Source organism: Mesorhizobium sp. M7A.F.Ca.US.014.04.1.1, from assembly GCF_003998745.1.
In the GTDB taxonomy this organism is placed as follows: domain Bacteria; phylum Pseudomonadota; class Alphaproteobacteria; order Rhizobiales; family Rhizobiaceae; genus Mesorhizobium; species Mesorhizobium ciceri.
This window is the reverse complement of the sequence record NZ_RZRW01000335.1, coordinates 1-6,535: the sequence shown is the minus strand read 5'-3', so window position 1 is coordinate 6,535 and position 6,535 is coordinate 1. Positions and strand designations below refer to the sequence as shown.

The 6,535-nt window shown below is 65.0% G+C and carries 5 protein-coding genes; 3 read left to right on the top strand and 2 right to left on the bottom strand.

Annotation, left to right across the window (positions count from 1 at the left end; genetic code table 11):
* Window positions 1-918 (top strand): cellulase family glycosylhydrolase (locus EOA22_RS21085; RefSeq protein WP_127390197.1); only part of this gene is annotated, 918 nt, incomplete at its 5' end.
* Here the strand turns inward: EOA22_RS21085 and EOA22_RS21080 are convergent.
* Entirely contained in the window at window positions 881-2,227 is a 1,347-nt protein-coding gene (locus tag EOA22_RS21080) for a VpsF family polysaccharide biosynthesis protein (protein ID WP_013530605.1), read from the bottom strand. The two genes, EOA22_RS21085 and EOA22_RS21080, sit on opposite strands and share 38 nt — an antisense overlap.
* A 1-nt stretch (window position 2,228) precedes the next feature.
* Window positions 2,229-4,331, bottom strand: coding sequence for an exopolysaccharide transport family protein (locus EOA22_RS21075; protein WP_063168635.1), 2,103 nt, complete (start codon window positions 4,329-4,331; stop codon window positions 2,229-2,231).
* Window positions 4,332-4,580: 249 nt separating this feature from the next.
* On the opposite strand from EOA22_RS21075, the gene EOA22_RS21070 reads away from it, so the two are divergent.
* Together EOA22_RS21070 and EOA22_RS21065 are read left to right on the top strand one after the other, a co-directional pair.
* Complete coding sequence (locus tag EOA22_RS21070) at window positions 4,581-6,077, top strand: hypothetical protein (protein ID WP_063168636.1); 1,497 nt, start codon at window positions 4,581-4,583, stop codon at window positions 6,075-6,077.
* Between the two features lie 118 nt (window positions 6,078-6,195).
* The coding region (locus EOA22_RS21065; protein WP_127390196.1) for an FAD-dependent oxidoreductase at window positions 6,196-6,535 on the top strand (340 nt) is incomplete at its 3' end.

The following is a 6,535-nucleotide window of genomic DNA, read 5'->3' as shown; positions in this document are numbered from 1 at the left end:
GTCACCGCCACCCTCGACGCCGATCTTGGCATCATCGTCAACATCCAGGCCAACGCTGCCACCCATTACTGGAACCCCGACCGCATGGTCTCCAGCACCGCCGCACCCGCTTTCGATCTCTATCGCGGGCTGGTCGGCGAGCTTGCCGGCAGGCTGGCGCGGTTCCAGCCCGGCAGGGTGGCGCTCGAGCCGGTCAACGAACCGGCGCAGGCCTGCGCGTCGAACGTCTGGTTGCAAATCCAGCTCGCGCTTCTGACCGCGGCAAGGGCATCGGCAGCGACCCTGCCGTTGGTCGTCACCGGAGGCTGCGGCTCGATGGTGAGCGGACTGACCGCGCTCGATCCGGGCCCGCTGTCGCCCTTCGAGCCGATCCTGTTCACCTTCCACTTCTATGAGCCCTATCTGTTCAGCCATCAGGGCGCGCCCTGGATGCGCGAGCCGGTCTATCGGTCGCTCAACAATGTGCCGTGGCCGGCATCCGCCGGCTCGCTGCAACAGACGCTGGCATCGGTCAGGGCGCGCATGGCGCAGGACACCGAAACCCCTGAAGACGCCAAGCAAGCAGCCTATGCCGAGACCGAGCGTGTGCTGAAAGTCTATTTCGACGCCCAGCCCGACCGCTGGTTTGTCGACAAATATCTTCGCCAGGTCCGCGATTGGGCCGATGGCCATAGCCTTGCGCCGGAACGCATCATCATGGGCGAGTTCGGCGCGCTGCGCACCGACGCCCGCTATGTCGCCGCGCCCAATCCGGATCGCGGGCGCTACATCGCCGATGTGAGGCGGAGCGCCGAGGAACTCGGCTTCGCCTGGGCACTGTGGGATCTCTTCGATGGCATGGGCATGATGGACGACACCACCCGGGCGCTGGACCCCGATATCATCGCGGCGCTTGGCCTGACCATGCCGGCGGACTGACCGGCCTGAACGCTGCCCGCGCCGGCCGATAGAGCACCAATGCCAGCACCACGAACTTGGTCAGCAGCGTCGTCTTCGACGCGACGCTTTCCGAAGTGTTGATCAGGATAACCCAGCCCAGCATCGGCAGCCAGATGCCGGGATGGCAGCGGCGCGCCACCTCGAACAGGAACAGCACGAAGCCGAACGTCAGCAAAAGCGTGAAGAAGGCGCCCTGATAAAGGACCGTGCGGATGATCGGGTTCTCGATGCCCTGTTCGAGACCGTTGATGCGGCGCAGGCTGTCGATCAGGTCGACATCCGGTCCCACGATCAGATCGCGCAATTCCAGGTGCTTGAAGAGCTCGAACATCTCGACGCGGGCATTGGCGCTGCCGCTGTCCGACACGAAGCGCTCCAGCAGCGCGTCGAAAAAGCCCAGATATGCCGCCACGATGATGACGACCGGCAGCAGGGCGGCGAGCATGAAGCCGAGTGCCGCACCGAGGAGATTGACGCGGCCCTGGCGCAATTTGGTGATGCCCTGAAAAAGCAGGTAGCAGCCGCCGAGCACCACCGTCGTCACCATCGCCGTGCGGCCGCCGAAGGCGACGAGTGCCGCGCATTGCAAGCCGATCAACCCTATCCGCACAGGCATCGACAGGGATCTGGCACCGGAGAGCAGCGCAAGCACATAGATCGACGTCACCATGGCATTGGCAAGCGGATGCCCCTGCAGCGCGCTCGAGCGCAGATCGGTGGTAAACGCCACGCCGTCGAGGCGATAGGGGAAGATAAGCGTCTTGGTGGCGAACTCGAAAAGGGCAAGCAAGGCATTCGCCGTCATGACCACGTGGACGACGGTCTGCAGCCCGGCGAAGGTCCGCTCGTCGTCCTCGCTGAGCATCAGCACGAGAAGTGCCGCAGCCACGAACGTATCGATCATGCCGGCCATACCGGGCCGCTGCCTGGCGATGACAACGACCAGAAGCACGATCGATATGGCGGCCATCAGCGCGCTGGCCGGCCGCCTGTCAGCGAGATGGACGATATGGCCGACCGGATTGCCTGATGCGCAGGAGCGCCAGGCAAGCAGCAGGACGATGAGATAGGTGGACGGGTGGATCTTGGTCGCCGGGTTGCCGAACAGGCCATCATAATTGTAGCCGACCAGCCACAGCATGCCCCCCGAGATGCTGAACAGCACCGCCACCGCCGCGATCAATCCGAAGCGCGTCAGCGCATCGACCGAGGTGCCGGAGATGGGCGTGCCGGCGCGGGGTGCGGCAGCACCATGGTTCGAAGCGCTTGCGCTCCAACTGGCCGCCATATCAGGCGGCCTCGTCGACCAGCAAGGCGGCTGTCGGCAGGCGCCCCATGACGGAGACCGCCTGCGAAGTCGTCGTGACGTCGCGCATCGGGGTGGCGTTCAGCGTGGCGACGAGCACGATCTCGTCGGCCATGGCGACCAGCGGCGAGGCATTGAGATTGTCGGCCAGCGCGCCGCCGTCGATGACGACGAGCTCGAAGCTCCGGCTGGCCCGCGCCAGCATCTGCTGCGCAAAATAGATGCCATGCGCTTCCTGGAAGACCGCCTTTGAGCGGCCCCTGCCCAGCACGGCAACGTTGCTGCCGGCGGCGTAATGGCTGACGGCCTCGAACGCGTACTCGCCGCGCAGAACATCGAGGATCCCCGGCTGCGGATCCTTCTGGCCGCCGCCGCCAGCATTGGCATCGATAAACAGCACACGGCTGCCCCTGGATGCCGCGGCATTGGCCAGCAGCCGCGCCACCCGGCTGCGCTGCGCGCCCTCGCCCGGCGACGATGTCACCAAGATGGAAGGCACCAGCGGCCAGTCCGCCGGACGCTGGCCCGAACTGAACATGCGCCTCAGCGCAAGGCCGACGACGGCATCGGTCTTCTGGCTGGAGGCGGCGGCGCGCGCCCCGCCGAAAGGCCACCAGCGCCGGCCTGTGTCCGACTTTGCCGGCACCACGCCCAGCACCGGCGCGTCGATGGCCGACTGCATCTGGGCGCTGGAAAGCACCGTCGGCGAGGAATATTCGGCGATCAGCGCCAGACCGGTGCCGAGCCCAAGGCCGCCGAATATCGCGCCCAGCAACAGCAGCGGCAGAGGCGGCCAGCTCTTCTTCAAGGCGGGCATGGCGTTGGAGATGATGCGCGCATTGGTGCTGTCGACATTGATCTGCTCGCGCGTCTCCTGGGCGCGCTGGAGATAGTTCGAGTAGACGGAACGCAGCGCCTCGAGGTCGCGCTGCAATTCGCGCAGCCGCACCGAGGCCTGATCGGTGTCGAGCGACTTGCTCTTCATGCCGGCGACCTTGGCTTCCAGCGCCTGCTGGTTGGCCAGCGCCCGTTCGTAGTCGGTCTCGGTGGCGGTGGCGATGCGGCCAAGTTCGCGCGCGATCAGCTGGCGTGTGTCGCGCAGTTGCTGCTGGGCTGCGATCAGCGAGGGATGACGCGGCCCCAACTCCGTGCCGAGCTGCGAGACCTGGTCGACCAACGTCGCCTCCTGCGCCCGCAGGCTCGAGATCACCGCCGAGCGCATTGCTTCCGAAGTTGCGTCCGGCGTGCCGCTCTGCCGGCGCATCTGGTCGACCTGCGCCTTCAGCGCCGCGGTGCGGCTCTGCGCCGCCGCAAGCTGCGTGTTGATCTCGGTCAGTTCCTGGTCGCTGACCAGATTGCCTGCCGCCATCACCATGTTGTTGGCGGACTTGTAGGCTTCGACGGCGTTTTCGGCTTGCTGGACGCGCTTGCGCTGCTCGTCCAGCCGCGCGGTGATCGACTCGGAAGCGTCCTTGGCCATTTTCGCGCGCGCGCTCGCCTGGTCGACCAGGTAGGCCTGCGCGATGGCGTTGGCCAGGAGGGCGGCTTTGTCGGCGCTCTTGGCAGTGACGATGACGTCGAGGACCAGGACCTTGTCGGCCCGCTTCACCGCCAGGCGCCGGCGCAGCGCGTCGAGTGTCTGCACCGACCTGTCGCCTTCGGCTGATGCCGAACCGAGCAGGCGCGACAGCAAGCCCTGCCCATTGAATTCCGGATCCTGCGTCAGGTTTGTCGCCGCGATCGCCCGCATCAGCACGCCTGTCGACTGGACCACGCTGACCTGGCTCTCGACCTGCGTGATGCCGCCATCGGGTGAGATACGGCTGGGATTGACGTCGTTGGTGACCACCTGCAGGTCCTGCGGATCGATCAGGATTTCCGCCGCCGAGCTGTAGAGCGCCGGTGTGAATAGGCCGTAGAGCAGGGCGACCAGCGTCAGCAGTGCGACGGTGCCGAAGATCCAGAACCGGCGGCGCACCAGGATGCGCTTCAGATCGCCCAGTTCGACAGTGGAGGCTGCATATGATCCCGCGCGTGCCGGATCCGGGGAGTGTTGCTGAGGAACCATGGGCAGGGATGATTGCATGGCTGCCTCCGACAATACTCCATATGCCGGCAAGATCAGTTTGCGGCGCTAACCTAGCTATTCCTCCAACTGTTAAAACATTGTTAATTATGTTGAGAGGTGACGTGAATTTTGGCACGCGGTTTGCTTAAAAATATACATATCGAGGTGTTGGCTACGCAGCGAGCGGAGACGAATGCAAATGGGGTTACAATTTGACCGGACCGGTCTGGCCGGCAAGGCCGGGCACCGCCTTTTCGGACCTCCAACATGCAGATAAGCCTCCGCCTGGACGGCGACTGCGTCCGCGCCTTTCACGTCACGCTGCTGGAGCGCCTTGCCGCGCTCGAAGACGTCGAACTGTCCGTCGATGTCAGGCCGGCGGGCGGTGGCATTCCGCGCAGCGCCGCGGCCCTGTTTCAACTCGAAACGGCGATCCACGGACTGTCCCATGATGGACTGGCCAAGCGTGTGCCGCTTTCGGCGCTCGCGCCCTACCGGCAGTCCCCCGCTTCGCCTGACCTCGTCATCGACCTCTGCGGCGATGTCAGGCTGGAAAACACACGGATCTGGCGCGTCACCTATGACGGCGCCAGCGGCGAAGCGGCCTTGCTGGCCCTGATCCTCGCAGGTCGCACGCCGCTTGCCCGCATCGAGGAGAACGGCGTTGCGATCGCCGCCGGGCGTCTGGGCACCGAATATGGCGGCATCGCGCTGGCGTCCTTCCAGGATATGCTGGCGCGCACAGCAAGCCTGATCATAGCTGCCATGTCAGGCGCGGCAAAGTCCGTGCCTGATCTGCCCGAACCGGCGCAGGTGGGCGGCCCGCCGCCAATGCCCTCGGCGGGCAAGCTTGGGGTCAGGGCCGGCAAGGCGCTGGCGCGGCGGATCATCCAGAAGATCTATCACCTTTGCTACAACGCGCCGCACTGGAAGGTCGGCTGGCGGCAAACCGGGAGCCGCGATCTGTTCGAGCTGCGCGCGCATCCGGCGTCGGGTTGGCAAGAGTTGCCGGACGACGGCAGCCGCTTCTACGCCGATCCGTTCCCCATCCTCTACCAGGGCCAGCTGACCCTGTTCGTCGAGGACTATATCCATCGGCTCGGCAAAGCCATCATCTCCGCCGTTCCCTTCGGCCCGGCAGGCCCGCTCGGAAGGCCTGAACCGGTGTTGGAGCTGCCCTACCATCTCTCCTACCCCTTCGTCTTCGAGCGCGACGGCGAGGTCTGGATGGTGCCGGAAAGCTGCGCCAACGGCACGGTCGATCTCTACCGGGCCACAGCTTTTCCCGGCGGATGGGTCAAGGAGGCGACGCTTCTGTCCGGTGTCGTCGCCAGCGACGCCACGCTTGTCGAGCATGGCGGCGCCTGGTGGCTGTTCGCCACCGTCCGCGACGGCGGCGGCGCCTTCTCCGACGCGCTGCATCTGTGGTCGGCGCCGGATTTTCGCGGCCCCTGGACGCCGCACCCCAAAAATCCCGTGCTGATCGATATCGCCTCGGTGCGGCCGGCCGGCCGCATGGTCAGGCGCGGCAACGACCTGCTGCGCCCGGTCCAGGACTGCCGCAGGAGCTACGGCGCGGCGCTTGGCATCGCACGCATTTCTCACCTTGATTTGATCGGCATGGAGCAGGTCGTTGAAACCATCTTAAATCCAGGTGCGCTATGGAGTGGGCGTAAACTTCACACGCTCAACGAGGCTGGCGGCTTTGAGTTCATCGATGGCTCGGCGATCGCACCGCGCTGGAAGCAGCGGGCCCGCGATTAACCTAAACATTGGTTACTACCAAGCACGCGCGCCGGTTGCTTGCGGTTGATTTAGGTCCGGAAGATATTTTCTACCGGAGATTGTGAAACGCGCCGTTGCCATCAGAAAGAGCAGCAAAATGAGTATCTCAGAGGCTGGCCCGGCCCAAGTCGATGTGGCGATCGTCGGTGCCGGAATGGCCGGCACGACCTTGGCAATTCTGTTGGGACGAGCCGGCCGCAAGGTGGCGCTGATCGATCCGCACCGCGTCCACCACGAGGAATTCCGGGCCGAGAAGATCGGCATGGACCAGATGCTGCTGTTCGAAAAGCTCGGCCTCGATGCGACACTCAAGCGTCTCGTCACCTCCACGACCGACACGCATGTCTTTCGCCTCGGCCAGTTCTTCGCGCATGAGAAGAAGGCTGAATTCACATTCTCCTATGGCGCGCAGGCCATTGATCAGCGCGCCATAGGAG

Coding starts and splice junctions, on each gene's coding strand:
- EOA22_RS21080 (WP_013530605.1), bottom strand. CDS start 2,227: ATGGCGGCCAGTTGGAGCGCAAGCGCTTCGAACCATGGTGCTGCCGCA.
- EOA22_RS21070 (WP_063168636.1), top strand. CDS start 4,581: ATGCAGATAAGCCTCCGCCTGGACGGCGACTGCGTCCGCGCCTTTCAC.
- EOA22_RS21075 (WP_063168635.1), bottom strand. CDS start 4,331: ATGCAATCATCCCTGCCCATGGTTCCTCAGCAACACTCCCCGGATCCG.